This is a genomic window from Kitasatospora sp. NPDC033851, assembly GCF_055576085.1.
Map to the genome: position 1 here is coordinate 192,810 of NZ_JBVIRL010000017.1, position 14,145 is coordinate 206,954.

The 14,145-nt window shown below is 71.6% G+C and carries 16 protein-coding genes; 6 read left to right on the forward strand and 10 right to left on the reverse strand.

What is annotated here, in order from left to right:
• Positions 1-150 precede the first annotated feature (150 nt).
• Complete coding sequence (gene treY / locus ACZ51D_RS28945) at positions 151-2,676, forward strand: malto-oligosyltrehalose synthase (RefSeq protein ID WP_465663868.1); 2,526 nt, start codon at positions 151-153, stop codon at positions 2,674-2,676.
• Entirely contained in the window at positions 2,676-4,571 is a 1,896-nt protein-coding gene (treZ, locus tag ACZ51D_RS28950; protein ID WP_465663869.1) for a malto-oligosyltrehalose trehalohydrolase, read from the forward strand. Before treY ends, treZ begins: the two co-directional genes overlap by 1 nt.
• A 40-nt stretch (positions 4,572-4,611) precedes the next feature.
• Here treZ and ACZ51D_RS28955 read toward each other — a convergent pair whose 3' ends face one another.
• Both ACZ51D_RS28955 and ACZ51D_RS28960 read right to left on the reverse strand, forming a co-directional pair.
• The gene (locus ACZ51D_RS28955; RefSeq protein WP_465663870.1) at positions 4,612-5,505 is read right to left on the reverse strand and encodes a transketolase family protein; all 894 of its coding nucleotides are present in this window, start codon (positions 5,503-5,505) and stop codon (positions 4,612-4,614) included.
• A gap of 97 nt (positions 5,506-5,602) precedes the next feature.
• Positions 5,603-6,352: a transketolase gene (locus ACZ51D_RS28960; protein WP_465663871.1), complete on the reverse strand. Its 750-nt coding sequence runs from the start codon at positions 6,350-6,352 to the stop codon at positions 5,603-5,605.
• A 57-nt stretch (positions 6,353-6,409) separates the two neighbouring features.
• On the opposite strand from ACZ51D_RS28960, the gene soxR reads away from it, so the two are divergent.
• Positions 6,410-6,958, forward strand: coding sequence for a redox-sensitive transcriptional activator SoxR (gene soxR, locus ACZ51D_RS28965; protein WP_360499174.1), 549 nt, complete (start codon positions 6,410-6,412; stop codon positions 6,956-6,958).
• A 43-nt stretch (positions 6,959-7,001) separates the two neighbouring features.
• Entirely contained in the window at positions 7,002-7,931 is a 930-nt protein-coding gene (locus ACZ51D_RS28970; protein ID WP_465663872.1) for an aminoglycoside phosphotransferase family protein, read from the forward strand.
• A 45-nt stretch (positions 7,932-7,976) separates the two neighbouring features.
• Here ACZ51D_RS28970 and ACZ51D_RS28975 read toward each other — a convergent pair whose 3' ends face one another.
• From ACZ51D_RS28975 to ACZ51D_RS29005, 7 genes are all read right to left on the reverse strand, one after another.
• Positions 7,977-8,498, reverse strand: a complete 522-nt coding sequence (locus ACZ51D_RS28975; protein ID WP_465663873.1) for a GNAT family N-acetyltransferase — start codon at positions 8,496-8,498, stop codon at positions 7,977-7,979.
• A gap of 67 nt (positions 8,499-8,565) precedes the next feature.
• The gene (locus ACZ51D_RS28980) at positions 8,566-9,216 is read right to left on the reverse strand and encodes a formylglycine-generating enzyme family protein (RefSeq protein WP_465663874.1); all 651 of its coding nucleotides are present in this window, start codon (positions 9,214-9,216) and stop codon (positions 8,566-8,568) included.
• A gap of 204 nt (positions 9,217-9,420) precedes the next feature.
• Positions 9,421-9,855 carry a hypothetical protein gene (locus tag ACZ51D_RS28985; protein WP_465663875.1) on the reverse strand — a complete coding sequence of 145 codons (435 nt, stop codon included), beginning with the start codon at positions 9,853-9,855 and terminating at the stop codon, positions 9,421-9,423.
• A 59-nt stretch (positions 9,856-9,914) separates the two neighbouring features.
• Positions 9,915-10,373 (reverse strand): hypothetical protein, encoded by a 459-nt coding sequence (locus tag ACZ51D_RS28990; protein ID WP_465663876.1) that lies wholly within the window; start codon positions 10,371-10,373, stop codon positions 9,915-9,917.
• A gap of 65 nt (positions 10,374-10,438) precedes the next feature.
• Positions 10,439-10,615 carry a hypothetical protein gene (locus tag ACZ51D_RS28995; protein ID WP_465663877.1) on the reverse strand — a complete coding sequence of 59 codons (177 nt, stop codon included), beginning with the start codon at positions 10,613-10,615 and terminating at the stop codon, positions 10,439-10,441.
• Positions 10,612-10,887 carry a hypothetical protein gene (locus ACZ51D_RS29000; protein ID WP_465663878.1) on the reverse strand — a complete coding sequence of 92 codons (276 nt, stop codon included), beginning with the start codon at positions 10,885-10,887 and terminating at the stop codon, positions 10,612-10,614. Before ACZ51D_RS29000 ends, ACZ51D_RS28995 begins: the two co-directional genes overlap by 4 nt.
• A complete protein-coding gene (locus ACZ51D_RS29005) occupies positions 10,884-11,276 on the reverse strand; it encodes an ATP-binding protein (protein ID WP_465663879.1) in 393 nt (130 codons plus the stop codon). Before ACZ51D_RS29005 ends, ACZ51D_RS29000 begins: the two co-directional genes overlap by 4 nt.
• Positions 11,277-11,555: 279 nt before the next feature.
• On the opposite strand from ACZ51D_RS29005, the gene ACZ51D_RS29010 reads away from it, so the two are divergent.
• Both ACZ51D_RS29010 and ACZ51D_RS29015 read left to right on the forward strand, forming a co-directional pair.
• Positions 11,556-12,401: a helix-turn-helix domain-containing protein gene (locus ACZ51D_RS29010; RefSeq protein ID WP_465663880.1), complete on the forward strand. Its 846-nt coding sequence runs from the start codon at positions 11,556-11,558 to the stop codon at positions 12,399-12,401.
• Positions 12,398-12,619: a DUF397 domain-containing protein gene (locus ACZ51D_RS29015; RefSeq protein ID WP_465663881.1), complete on the forward strand. Its 222-nt coding sequence runs from the start codon at positions 12,398-12,400 to the stop codon at positions 12,617-12,619. Before ACZ51D_RS29010 ends, ACZ51D_RS29015 begins: the two co-directional genes overlap by 4 nt.
• A 323-nt stretch (positions 12,620-12,942) precedes the next feature.
• Here ACZ51D_RS29015 and ACZ51D_RS29020 read toward each other — a convergent pair.
• The coding region (locus tag ACZ51D_RS29020; RefSeq protein WP_465663882.1) for a reverse transcriptase domain-containing protein at positions 12,943-14,145 on the reverse strand (1,203 nt) is incomplete at its 5' end.

Genomic DNA, 14,145 nt, shown 5'->3' on the forward strand with positions numbered 1-14,145 from the left:
AGACTCCCCGAACGGCGGCGGTCGCCCCTCCGCGACGGTGACGGTGACCGTCCGCGAACGCTGACGGTCACCGTCCGCGAACGGCGGTGGTCACCTGTTCGGGTCAGCAGCGGGTCTTGGCGGCGGGCTCCCCCGGGTACCTATGGAGCTATGACCTCCGCCGCCGAGCCCGCGCAGTCCCGCCCGGCCGCCACCCCTCCCGGCGGCACGCCCACCGCCAGCTACCGCCTCCAGCTCCAGCCCGGCTTCACCCTCCACGACGCCACCGCCGCCGTCCCCTACCTGGCCGCCCTCGGCGTCTCCCACCTGCACCTCTCCCCGCTGCTGGAAGCCGCCCCCGGCTCCAGCCACGGCTACGACACCGTCGACCACACCCGGATCAGCGAGCAGCTCGGCGGCGAGGCCGCGCTGCGCGCACTGGCCGCCGAAGCGCACCGGCACGGACTGCGCCTGATCGCCGACGTGGTGCCCAACCACATGGCCGTGCCCGTCCCGGAGCGGCTCAACCGCCCGCTCTGGCAGGTGCTGCGCGACGGGCCCGACTCGCCGTACGCCCGCTGGTTCGACATCGACTGGACCGCCCAGCCCGGCCCCACCGACGCCCCCGGGCGCGGCCGGGTCCTGCTGCCCCTGCTCGGCGACCGGCTCGGCACCGTCCTGGACCAGCTCACCGTCGACGGCGAGACCCTGCGCTACCACCGGCACGAGCTGCCGCTGCGCCACGGCACCGAGGCCCTGCCGCTGCCCGAGCTGCTCGCCCGCCAGTGGTACCGGCTCGCCTGGTGGCGCCTGGCCCGCACCGAACTCAACTACCGGCGCTTCTTCACCGTCAACGAGCTGATCGCCCTCCGCGTCGAGGACCCCGAGGTGTTCGCCGCCACCCATGCCGTGCTGCTGGGCCTGCACGCCGACGGCGTCCTGGCCGGCTTCCGGATCGACCACCCGGACGGGCTCGCCGACCCGCGCGGCTACCTGCACCGCCTCGCAGCGGCCACCAACCGGGCGGGGGCCACCGGCGGGGCGGCGGGCGCCACCGGCGGGGCGTACGTCGTGGTCGAGAAGATCCTCACCGGCGAGGAGCGGCTGCCCGCGGACTGGCCGGTCGCCGGCACCACCGGCTACGACGCGCTGCGCCGCATCGACGGCGTGCTCACCGACCACGCGGGCGCCTGCCGGCTGGCCGGGGCCTACGAGTCGTTCCTGCGCGACCCCTCCCCGCACGGCGGCCCCGCCCGGGACCTGTGCGAGGACCCGCACCCGGCGATCGCCGCCGCCCGGCGCGGGCGGGCCGACATGACCCGACCGGACGGCGAGCTCGCCGCCGAGGTCGAGCGGCTGGTGCGGATCGCCCTGCGGATCGGCGCCGCCGAGCCCGCGCACGCCGACCACTCACCCTGGCAGCTGCGCGCCTCGCTCGGGCGGCTGCTCACCGGCTACCCCGCCTACCGGCCGTACGCCCGGCCCGGCGAACAGGTGCCCACCGCCTCGGCGCAGCAGCTGCGGGCGGCCCTGGACGGCTCCGCCGACCCCACCGACCGGCTGGTGGCCGCACTGGCGCTCGGCGAGCTGGGGCGCGGCGCTGACCACGACGAGTTCTGCGTGCGCTTCGCCCAGACCGCCGCTGCGGTGGCCGCCAAGGGCGTCGAGGACACCGCCTTCTACCGCTGGAACGCGCTGCCCGGCCTCAACGAGGTCGGCGGCGATCCCGCCCGGCCCGGGCTGCGCCCGGCGGACTTCCACGACTGGTGCCGCCGGCAGGAGCGTGACTGGCCGCACGGCATGACCGTGCTCTCCACCCACGACACCAAGCGCAGCGCCGACGCCCGTGCCCGGCTCGCCGTCCTCGCCGAGCAGCCGGAGGCGTGGGCCGCCGAGGCCGCCGCCTGGTCCACCGCAGCCGGGCTCCCGGCTGTCGGGCCCGGCGCTTCCGGCCTCGACCGCGACGCCGACTGGCTGCTCTGGCACACCCTGGTCGCCGCCTGGCCGATCACCCCGGACCGGCTGGTCGCGGCCCTGCTCAAAGCGGTCCGCGAAGCCAAGCTGCACACCTCCTGGACCGAGCCCGACCCGCGCTACGAGCGGGCGCTGGAGGAGCGGGCCCGCGCCGTCTTCGGCAACCCCGGGCTGCTCCCCCGGATCGAGGGCACGGTGCACGCCCTCGCCCCGTACGCCCGCTCCAACACCCTCGCCGCCGCCCTCCTCCACCTCACCGTGCCGGGCGTGCCCGACCTCTACCAGGGCAGCGAGGAGCCGCTGTACACCCTGGTGGACCCGGACAACCGGGGCGTGGTGGACCTCGGCGCGCTCGCCGTCCGGCTCACCGACTCGGCCACGGCGCGCCCCGGCGACCTCGCCCGCGAGAAGCTGCACCTCACCACCCGCGCACTGCACCTGCGCCGCTCCCGCCCGCTCGGCCCGTACCGGCCGCTGCCCGGCGTGGGCCTCTCCAGCGACCACCTGCTGGCCTTCGCCCGCGGGAACGACGTGGTCACCGCCGTCACCCGGCTGCCGTACGGGCTGGAGCGGGCGGGCGGCTGGCGGGACACCGTGCTGGAGCTGCCACCGGGCGGACCGTGGACGGACGAGCTGACGCTGCGGAGCTTCCCGGCGGGCCCGGTGCCGACCGCCGAGCTGCTGGCGGCCCTGCCGGTGGCGCTGCTGACGAGGAGGGGCTGATGCCGGCCAACGAGGCGCGGGCCGACAAGGCACAGGCCAAGGAGGTGCCGGCCAAGGAGGTTCGGGTCGACGTGGTGCGGGTCGAGGAGGTGCGGGCGTACGAGGTATGGGCGCCCAACGCCGCTTCCCGCGTCCACGTCGAAGTCGACGGCGTGCCGCACGAGTTGGACCGCTGCACCAACCGTGACGGCTGGTGGTCCGGCGAGGCCCCGGCGGGCGACTACGCCTTCCGCCTCGACGGCGGCCCGCCGCTGCCCGACCCCCGTTCGGCGTGGCAGCCGCACGGCCCGGACGGCCCGAGCCGGCCGGTGGACCACGCCGCGTTCCGCTGGTCCCGGACCGGCTGGCGCGGCCGCGCACTGCCCGGAGCGGTGCTGTACGAGCTGCACATCGGCACCTTCACCGCGCGCGGCACCTTCGACGCCGCCGCCGAACACCTGGACCACCTCGTCGAGTTGGGCGTCGACTTCGTCGAGCTGATGCCGGTCTGCCCGTTCCCCGGCAAGCACGGCTGGGGCTACGACGGGGTCTCGCTCTGGGCCGTCCACGAGCCCTACGGCGGCCCCGAGGGGCTCAAGCGCTTCGTCGACACCGCCCACCGCAAGGGCCTCGGTGTGGTGCTGGACGTCGTCCACAACCACCTCGGCCCGTCCGGCAACTACCTGCCGTCCTTCGGGCCGTACTTCACCGACCGGCACCACACCCCGTGGGGCTCCGCGGTGAACCTGGACGCGCCCGGCTCGGACGAAGTCCGCGCGTACCTGATCGGCAGCGCGCTGGCCTGGCTGCGCGACTACCGCATCGACGGCCTGCGGCTGGACGCCGTGCACGCCCTCGCGGACGACCGCGCGGTCCACTTCCTCGAAGAACTCTCGTACGAGGTCCAGAAGTTGGCGGTCGCGACGAACCGCCCGCTGTTCCTGATCGCCGAGTCCGACCTCAACACCCCGCGCACCACCACCCCGCGCGAGGCCGGCGGCCAGGGCCTCGGCGCCCAGTGGAGCGACGACTTCCACCACGCCCTGCACTGCGCGCTCACCGGCGAATCCCAGGGCTACTACGGGGACTTCGCGCGCGAACCGCTCGCCGCCATCGCCAAGACCCTCACCCGGGGCTTCTTCCACGACGGCACCTGGTCCTCCTTCCGCGGCCGCAGCCACGGACGCCCGTTCCCGGCGGGCGAGGGACACCGGCTGCTCGGCTACCTGCAGACCCACGACCAGATCGGCAACCGGGCGCTCGGGGACCGCCTCTCCACCACGCTCTCCCCCGGCCGGCTCGCCTGCGGCGCCGCGCTCGTGCTCACCTCGCCGTTCACCCCCATGCTGTTCATGGGCGAGGAATGGGGCGCCGCCACCCCCTGGCAGTACTTCACCGACCACACCGACCCGGACCTCGCCGAAGCCGTCCGGCAGGGCCGGCGGCGGGAGTTCGCCGAACACGGCTGGGCCGCCGACGCCGTCCCCGACCCGCAGGAGCCCGCCACCGTCCTGCGTTCCGTCCTGGACTGGACCGAGCCCCGGCGCACCCCGCACAACGAACTGCTCATCTGGTACCGGACGTTGATCCGGCTGCGACGCGAACGCCCGGAGCTCGCCGACCCCGACCTCGGCACGGTCCGGGTGGACTTCGACGAGGCGGCGGGCTGGCTGGTGGTACACCGCGGGCCGTACCGGATCGCGGTCAACCTCGGGCCGGCCGAGGCCGCGCTGCCCCTGGGGGCCGCCGGACTCGAGGTGGTCGCGGCCTTCGGCCGAACGGTTCCCGGCGACCCGGCGGCGCCGGACGGCGCGGCGGTGCGGGTCGGGGCGGCGGTGCTGGACGGGGCGGCGGTGCTGGACGGCTCGGCGGTGCGGGTCGGCCCGGACGCGGTGGCCGTGGTCCTGACCGGCTGATCCGCCGGCTGATCCGCGGACTGATCCGACTGGGACCGGCTCACCCCAGGAAGGTGCCGATCCGCTCCCGCAGCGCGGGCGCGTCCAGGCCGTAGGCGGCCAGGTGCTCCGCGATCGAGCCGTAGTGCCGGTGCTCCTCGCGCGGCACGCCGAGGCCCAGCACCCGGTGCGGGCGGTCGGCCAGCGCCTCGTGCGCCTCGTTCGCCGAGGTGCCCGCCAGGTACGGCTCGACCAGCACCACGTCCGCCCGGTCGCCGATCGCCGCACGCAGCCCGGCGGCGTCGAAGGGCCGCACCGTCGCCGCGTACAGCACGGTGACGTCCAGGCCCTCGGTGGCCGCGAGCACCGCGTCCAGCATCGGCCCGACGGCCAGCACCACACCGCGCGAGCCGGTGCGGACGGTGGTGAAGCGGCCCGGCTCGACCGCCACCGGCGCCGCGTTCTGGTGCGCCGAGAGCCGGACGTACACGTTGCGGTCGCCGTCCGCGTAGGCGTGCCGCAGCAGCTGCTCGGCCTCGTCCGGGTGGCCGGGGACGTGGACGGTCCAGTCCGGCAGGGTGTCCAGCAGGGCGACGTCGCCCGGGGACATGTGGGTACGGCCGCCGGCCGGCCAGTCGTAGGAGCCGGCCGCGCTGACCAGGACCGCGCCGACGCCCTGGTGGATCAGGTCCAGCTTGACCTGCTCGAAGGGCCGTTCGATCAGGAAGCTGGCGAAGGTGTGGGCGATCGGACGCATCCCGGTGAGCGCGAGGCCGCCCGCGGCGCCGATCAGCAGCTGCTCCCGGATGCCGACGTTGACCACCCGGTCGGGATGGCGCTCCTGGGCCGGGGTGAAGGCGGCCGCGGTGATGTCGGCGAGCACCACGGCCAGCCGGGGGTCCTCGTCCAGCAGGCGGGTGGTGACGTCGACGAAGCGGTCGCGCATGGTGTCCATCGGTGGGGTTCCCTTCGGGTTCTTGCAGTCTTGGCGTGCGTGCGGCACGTACGTGCCGCACGTGCAGTACGGGGTGGCTGTGGGCGCCGGTGGGGGCTCAGTAGCCCTTGGGCTCCACCCGGGCGACCACCACGTGCGGGCGGCCCGGGTGTTCGGCGGTGTAGGCCCGGTACAGCGCCTCGTGGTCGCGTCCGTCCACCGTCGCGGTGGACCAGCCCTCGGCCGCGAAGCGCTGGGCGACGCCGCCCCGCCAGCCGTGCGTGGCCGAGGAGTTGTCGATCACCACCACGTGCAGCCGGTCCAGCCCGTACGCCCCGGCGAAGGTGACCGCCTCGTGGTTGGAGCCCTCGTCGAACTCGGCGTCGCCGACCAGCACCCACACCGCCGGGTCGTCCAGGCCCTGCGCCCGCAGCCCGAGCGCCGTACCGACGCCCAGCGGCAGGCCGTGCCCGAGCGAACCGGAGGCGATCTCCACGCCGGGGATCAGCGTGCGGTCCGGGTGGTGGCCGAGCGGCGAGTCGTAGCCGCCGAAGCTCGGCAGCACCTCGGGGTCGATGAAGCCCTTGGCTGCCAGCACCGCGTAGTACGCCATCGGGCCGTGGCCCTTGGAGAGCAGGAAGCGGTCGCGGTCCTGCTTCTCGGCGGTGGCCGGGGTGACCCGCAGCACCCGGTCGTACAGCACCCAGAGCGCGTCCAGCGTGGAGGTGGCGGCCGGGCCGTGCTTCTCGTCGCCGGTCATCAGGCCCATCAGGGCCGACAGGTCCTCGAACCGGGCCTGGGGGAGAGCCTCGGCCTTGGTCTCGGTCACGGTTTCCGCGGGTGCGTTGATCACTGCGTTCGTCGTCATGACCACGATGGTGCAACTTAAAGCCAGCTTGAGGTCAAGCGGCTACAGTGGGCTCCCATGACCGCCCATCCCGACGGCCGCCGCGCCCCCGGTCCGCACCACAGCGACCTGCTCACCATCGGCCAACTCGCCGACCGCAGCGGCCTCGCCGCGTCCGCGCTGCGCTACTACGAGAGCCTCGACCTGATCCACGCCACCCGCACCGCCGGCGGTCAACGCCGCTACACCCGCGGCACCCTGCGCCGGATCGCGTTCATCCGCGCCGCCCAGCGGGTCGGCCTCTCCCTGGACGAGGCGAGGGTCGCCCTCGACCGCCTCCCCGATCGCCCGGCGCCCAGCCGCGCCGAGTGGGGCCGGGTCGCCGAGTCCTGGCAGAGCCGCATCGACGAGCAGATCGCCGAACTCGAACGGCTGAAGGGCAAGTTGTCCGGCTGCATCGGCTGCGGCTGCCTCTCGCTGTCCCGCTGCGCCCTCTACAACGCCGGCGACCGCGCCGGCGAGACCGGCCCCGGCGCTCGCTACCTGCTCACCCGCGACCCGGCCGCCGGGCCCGAGCCGGTCTCGCCGACCGCCGACGCCTGCGGCGGCCCCCGGGAGGAGCGGTGAAAACCCTTTGCGACGCGGCCGTCGGTCTACGTACGGTGCGCCCGTGCTGCCCCTGGTACTGACGGACGAGGAACGGGACGCGGTCGTCCCCGACGAGTCGGTGATGCGCCCCGGCGCCGAGGCGCTGTGCGCCCGGCTCGGCGTGGGCGGCCTGCCGCTGGAACGCTTCGCGGAGGGTTCCGTCCCGGTCTACGCGGTCGGCGACGAGCACGTCCTCAAGCTGTTCCCGGCCTCCGGCGCCCAGGACGGCATCACCGAGGAACGCGTCCTCGGCCTGCTGCACGGCGCGCTGCCGATCCCCACCCCGGAGGTCCGCGAGGCCGGCGAGTACGTCAACGGCTGGCGCTACATCCTGATGTCCCGGCTGCCCGGCGAAGGCCTGGCACCCGCCTGGCCGCGCATCCCGCAGCCCGACCGCGAACGGATCGCCCGCGACTGCGGCGCGGCACTCGCCGCCCTGCACGCCCTCGACCCCGAACCGCTCGCCGACGTCCTCGGCCCCGGCGACTGGCCCGCCTTCGTGGACCGCCAGCGCGCCGGAGCCGTCGCCCGCCAGCGCCAACGCGGTCTACCTGAGGCCTGGTTGGAGCAGATCCCCGACTTCCTCGCCACCGCCCCGCTCCCCTCCCCCTCCTCCCCGGCGCGCGCCCTGCTGCACACCGAGTTCATGCGCGAGCACCTCCTCACCGACCCGGCCGCCGGCCTGCGCCTCACCGGCCTGATCGACTTCGAGCCCGCCATGATCGGCGACCCGGCCTACGACCTCGTCGCCGTCGGCCTCTTCACCACCCGCGCCGACCCGCACCTCCTCGGGCAGCTGCTGCGCGCCTACGGCCGTGGTTTCGAGCCCCGGCTGGTGATGGCGTACACGCTGCTCCACATCTACAGCCACCTGCCGTGGTACCTCCGGGAGTTGAAGCCCTCGGCGCGCACGCTCGACGCGCTCGCCGAGGAGTGGTTCGGGGTCCTCTAGGGTCGGGGCCCTCTGGCGTCGGGGTCCCTCTACGGTCGGGGCCCTCTAGGGTCGAGAGTCGGTGCGCAGCAGGCTGTAACGGACGACGTCGCGCCACTGGCCGTCCCGGAAGGTCAGCGCGCGCTGCACGCCCTCGCGGGTGAAGCCGCACTTCTCCAGGGCGCGCTGTTCGGCGACGTTGCCGGTCTCGGTGTCCGCCTCCAGCCGGACGACGGGGGTGTGCGCGAACAGGTAGTCCACCAGCAGGCGTTGGGCCCGCGTGCCGACACCCCGGCCGCGCACGTGCGGCAGCAGCTGCGCGCCGATGTTCCAGTACGGGGCGGTCGGCAGCACGGCCTTGCGCAGCGCGGCGACGAAGCCGCAGAACTCGCCGTCGACGTCGACCGCGAGCATCCACTGCTCGTCCCCGAGCAGCCCGTCCTCCGCCCAGCGGCGGCGGAACCGGTCCAAGTCCCGCCAGCCGTACCACTGGTACTCCCCCAGCGCCCCGGGGTCGCCCAACAGTGCGCCGAGGACGGGGAGCTCGGCTTCGGCGATCGGGCGCAGGGAGATCGTTTGGTCGCTCATGCCAGCGCCAACGCCTATGCCCCGCACGCTGGTTCCTCGCCTGCCCTCATCCTTCCGCTGTCCGCTCCTACCCGTTCCCGTCCCTTCCCGTCCGCTCTCCTCCGCCGATCGACCGTGCGAGCCGGAAGCCCACGTCGTCGATGCGCAGCGTCGGGTGGCTGCGGCGGCGCACGGAGGCGCGGCAGCTCCAGTGCTCGTCGAACCAGCCGCCGCCGCGCAGGACGCGATAGCTGCCGTACACCTCGGCGTCATAGACCTCCCAGCACCACTCCCACACGTTGCCGAGCAGGTCGTACAACCCGTAGTCGTTCGGACGCAGTTCACCCACGCCGTGGATGCGCTCGCCCGAGTTGGCGCGGTGCCAGGCGATCTCGTCCAGCGGGCCGTAGCGCGGGCCGTCCGTGCCGGCGCGGCAGGCGTGCTCCCACTCGGCCTCGGTGGGCAGCCGGTAGCCGTCGGCGGCGCGATCCCAGGCGACGTCCTCGCCGTCGAGGTTGTAGGCGGGCGAAAGCCCCTCACGCCGGGAGAGCTCGTTGCAGTAGCGGACGGCGTCCTGCCACGACACGCTGTGCGCGGGGCGCCGGTCGCCGGCCACGCCCTCGTACTGCTCGCGGGTGACCGGACAGGCCGCCAGCTCGTACGAGTCGACATCGACGGCCCAACTGCGCTGGGTTCGACGGTCGGACAGCGTCACACGGCCTGACGGGATGATGATCACCCGGCGATCCTACGACCCGCCTCCGCACAGCAGGTCGACCGCGCTCCGCTCCGTCGGCTCCTCCGCGTGCGCGGGCAGCGGCGCACCGGCGTGCAGGGGTCCACGGACCTGGTGCACGGCGTCTTCTCCGCCGGCCTCGCCGCCCTGCGGGCGCACTTCGCGGCCTGACGGCAACCTCACCGCTAGTTCAGCGCTACATCACCGCTACATCACCGCCCGAACGGTGACGCACGCCCAGCCGATCACCGTGATCGCCGCACATGCCCAGGCGACCACGGCCGCCCCGCGCCCGCACTCGCGGCCTCGGGCCCGCTGGAACCCGGCGATCAGTCCGGCGATCGCGGTGATCGGCAGAGCGAGGAAGGCCAGGTAAGGCGTCCAGCCCGCGATCGCCAGCGCGATCAGGAGGCCCGCGAGCGCCAGCGGCACCGACACCGCTGCGACGCCCATCCCGGCGGCCGCGCAGGCGACCCGGAAGCGTTTCGGGTCGGGGAAGAAGAGCGGCACGGCGCACCCGGCCGCGCAGAGCAGCCCGACCGCGTACAGAAACGCTCCAGCCGGCCCGAACCCGGCCAGCACGGGCACCAGCGGCAGCAGGAACGCCACGATCCCCAACCCGGACAGCCACCGGGCACTCATCGGCACCGCAACCACGATTCCCCCTCCACTGTTGAACGCGCGCGAGGCCGACATCCGGGCTACAGCCACCACGGCGCCGTGAAGATGGTGAGCAGGCCCCAGCACACCACCGAGGCGATCCCAACGGACCGGCCGAGTACGGCCACACCTCGGCCGTACACGGGGCCGCGGGCCTCCCGGACAGCGGCCACCAGGGCAGGGACAGCGGCGGCCGGGAGGAACAGGAAGGTCAGGAGAAGGACCCATCCGCGGTACCCGAGCTCCGCCAGGACACTGGCGACCAGCGGCGGCACGGAGGCGATCGAGGCGGTCACGCCCGCGCACACGCAGGCGGTCCGGAACGCCTCCTGCGTGCGGAAGAACAGCGGGACGGCGCAGGCCGCGGCACCGACGGACGCGCAGACGACCCGGACCGGCTCGCCGAAGCCGGACGTCAGCAGCAGGATCGGCAACGGTGCCAGGCACACCAGCTCCGCCAGCACGGCCGAACGCCGCGCACTGCTTGCTACCCGCAGCATGATTCCCCCCACACAGCAGTCATTTGAACGCGTTCAAACCTAGCATGCGGGGGGGTGGGGATCCGTCAGGCGGACCGCTCGTCCACGATCGCAGCGAGGACGCGTTCGCGGACCCTCACGGAGGCCTCGGGGAGCCACCGCCCCAGCTCAACGCCGAGGCGGCGCCGCTCGGCCCGCAGCAGCCGGGCGACGGGGGTGCGGGAGCAGTGCAGGAACCACCGGTCCCGGATGCGGTCGATCACGCCGGCTCCCCGGAGGGGTTCGCCCAGCGGATGCGGACTTCGCGGACACCGACGGGGATGACGAGGACGGGCTGACCGGCGAGGTCGCGGATGATGTCACGCTTGGCGCAGGGGCCGGTGAGGCGCCGCTCCAGGGCGTGGTGCTGGGAGCGGGGCATCGGGAGATGGCAGATGGAGGCCCAGATCCGGTCGAGGGCGTCGGGGGTGAGGGTGCGGACGGCCGGCGGCCTGACCCCGGGGATCTCCACGAGGATGTCGTGATCGGCCCTCACGCGGCCACCTCACACCAGACGATCTTGCCGCGCGGATCGCGCGGGCAGCAACCCCAGCTCTTGGAGAGGGACTTGACCAGCTGGAGTCCGCGCCCGGTCTCGTCATCGAGACCGGGCGCGGAGAGAACCGGCTCGTCGCCGCGCCGGGCGTCGTGCACCTCGATCCGGAGGCGGGTGGAGTCGACGTCGAGCGAGAGGTAGATGAGGTACCCCTCCGGCGTGCCGTGCAGCACGGCATTGGTGACGAGCTCCGAGACGACGAGGAGCCCGGAGTCGAGGAACCGCTCCCCGTCCGGGACGAAGGAGAGGAGGGAGGAGAGCCGGCGGCGGGCCTCCCCGGGAGCACGGCGGCTGCGCGGCAACCGGATAGTGGAGGACTTCAGAGACATGGCGAAGACACCTTCCAGGCACATGAGTGGAGAAGGCCGGGCGGCCGACACGACTGCCCGTACGCGTCCAACGCGAAGCGCCATGCGCATCACGCACAGCCAGCGCTTCGTTACTCACAGCATGGAGCATGTCGAAGGCACCGCGCAAGGCATGCCACTGAAATATGAAAACTTTCAGGTTCAATGGCAAGGTGCGCCTCTAAGGCTTCTGTCGGTAGTGGCGAACCGTCACCACTCGCATGCACACTGGTCCCTGAACGTCCTGGAGGGGTTACATAGATGGCAGTCGCAGTGCCAGCCGTGCGGTACCGACGCATCGCCGCTGAGCTGAGGAGGCTTCGCGAGCTGAAGAACCTGTCAGCCGAAGAGGTGGTCGCCCAGGTCGAGGGCGTCAACCTGGTGAAGCTCAGCAGGTACGAGAACGCTCGTGTCCAGCTGAAGTCCGATGTCGTCCGGGCCCTGCTCGACTTCTACGAGTGCGACGAGGAACTCAAGGAAGTCCTCGTCGAGATCCTTCGGGACAAACGACGCCCCGGCTGGATGGCCGGCTACGAGCAACTGAACCCGCTCTACACAGATCTGATCCGCCTCGAAGAGACGGCCGTGGGCAACAAGTCCTACCAATCTGCTTACATTCCAGGTTTGCTGCAGACTCGTCAGTACGCCCACGCCATCATCGCCAGTGGAGTGATAAACAAGCCCAGCGTCGAAGAGCGCGTCGAAGTCCGGATCAACAGGCAGTCCGTCCTCACTCGATCCGAGAACCCGCTCAAGCTGTGGGCCGTAATCCATGAGGCAGCCCTGACCATGAGTGCCGCCCCAGGCGTGATGGCCGACCAGTTGGACAAGCTGCTGCAGTTCAGCCAGCTCCCCAACATCAAAGTCCAGATCATGCCGGCCATGGCTCCGCCGCATCCGGGAATGACCGGCTCGTTCGCGCTCCTTGAGTTTCGGCAACGCGACCTCGACCTGGTCCTGCTCAGCGGAATGCTCAGCAGCGACTGGGTGGAGGACCCGGACCAAGTCGATATCTATCGAGCAGCGTTCGACGAAATCATGGCAACTGCCTTGGATCTGGACCAGTCTCGTAACCTCATCGCACAGAAGAGAGACACGCTCAAGTGACCCACATCCCCGTCGCCTCCACACTCCCCGTGCAGTGGAGGAAGGCAAGCGCCAGCAACCCGAACGACGACTGTGTCGAAATCGCCGACGGCATCACCGGCATCGTCCCGGTCCGCGACAGCAAGGACCCCCACGGCCCGGCCCTCAGCTTCACCCCCGAGGCCTGGCAGTCCTTCCTCGCCGGCATCCGCTCCGACGACTTCCCGACCGCCCCCTGACGCACTTCCACCGGGCGGCCCCGCGCACCACGCGGGGCCGCCCCTGACTTGACGTTCTCGTCCGCAACACGACACGGCGTCAAGTGCATGGATTTGCAGTCGGCTTCACAGAAGGGGCAGTCATGACACCGCCTTTGCATGACCCAGCAGGAGTCCTTGCCTCCTTGATCCGGGCCTGCCGCTCATGACGACCTCAACAGCGGACGGCTGACTCAAGAGGCATTGCCGGGTAGGAGCGGCGGGTTACCCCGCCGCTCCCCCCCCTCAGAACCGTGCGTGCCACTCATCGCGGCACACGGCTCATGCAAGCCCCACAGGACGATTCAGGAGAGCTGTGTTGTGCTCCTGCGTTGGCGGATGAGATATCCGCGGCGACAGGAAGCGTGTACGAGCCGGGTCCCATCATCGTTTGACCGCGAGCCTGGTCTCCCATGGTGAACGAGGTAGTCGGCCGTGATCGCCTGGCGGGCGATCCGCAGCCACCATCGCTCCCATTGCTCAGGAGACTCAGGGGGTTGTTCGGCGAAGAGAAGTTGGTCGCCGCACAGTGGACAACGCGCTTCCTGCTTGGTGAGCAGGCGGAGCGTGTACTTGTCGAGCGGCGGCTTGACCTTCTTGCGCCGAGTTGCCCAATAGTCAGTCAGGGAGGGGTCATCGGGTGATGCCTTCCCCTTGACCATTGCGTGCCGGACGATGTCAGTCCAGGAGAACTTCGTGACGTAGGCAGGGGTGCCAGGGGCACCGAACACCCATCGGTCATTCCTGAACTTGTTGCGTTTACCGAAGTACTGATTGACGATCCAGCTCTTCGGCTTGTGGGGATGCGTCCAAGTTGTCCATTTGTATTGCAGCCTCCACAGGTAGTTGTCGAGGGAGCTGAACATCTTGGACGACACCACGCCCCGGTAATAGGCCGCCCACCCCCTGATGATGGGGTTGAGCTTGGCAACGACTGCCATCGCGTTCGATCCGCGCAAGGTGCGCATCTCCTCCGCGAGTCTTTTCCGGAGGCGCCCGACAGCCGCTTTGCTCGGCTTGATCAGCAATTTGTGGCGGTAGCGGCGGACGTTGAACCCGAGGAAATCGAACCCGTCTCGCAGGTGAACGATTTTCGTCTTGTCCTCGTTGAAGACAAGCCCTCGGGGCGCCAGCCACTCCGCCAGTTTCGCCTTGGTCTGGAGTGCCTGTTCCTGGCTGTGACAGAGCACGACCATATCGTCGGCGTAGCGGACCAATACCGGGGAGTCCTTTTTCGTATCACCGGCTTGAGCGCCGTTGACGACATAGCGAACTCCAGCGGCTTCCTCTAGGCCGTGCAGTGCGACGTTCATCAGCAGAGGAGAAATTACACCGCCTTGGGGCGTTCCCTCCTCGGTGGGAGTGAACCCCTTACCGGTTTCGAATACTCCCGCCTTCAGCCAGTCGGCGACAATCCTTTTGGCAGGAAAGTGGCCAATTGCCTGTAGAAGGCGAGCATGGTCGATCCGGTCGAACGCCGCTGCCAGGTCCGCATCAAGCGCCCAGAC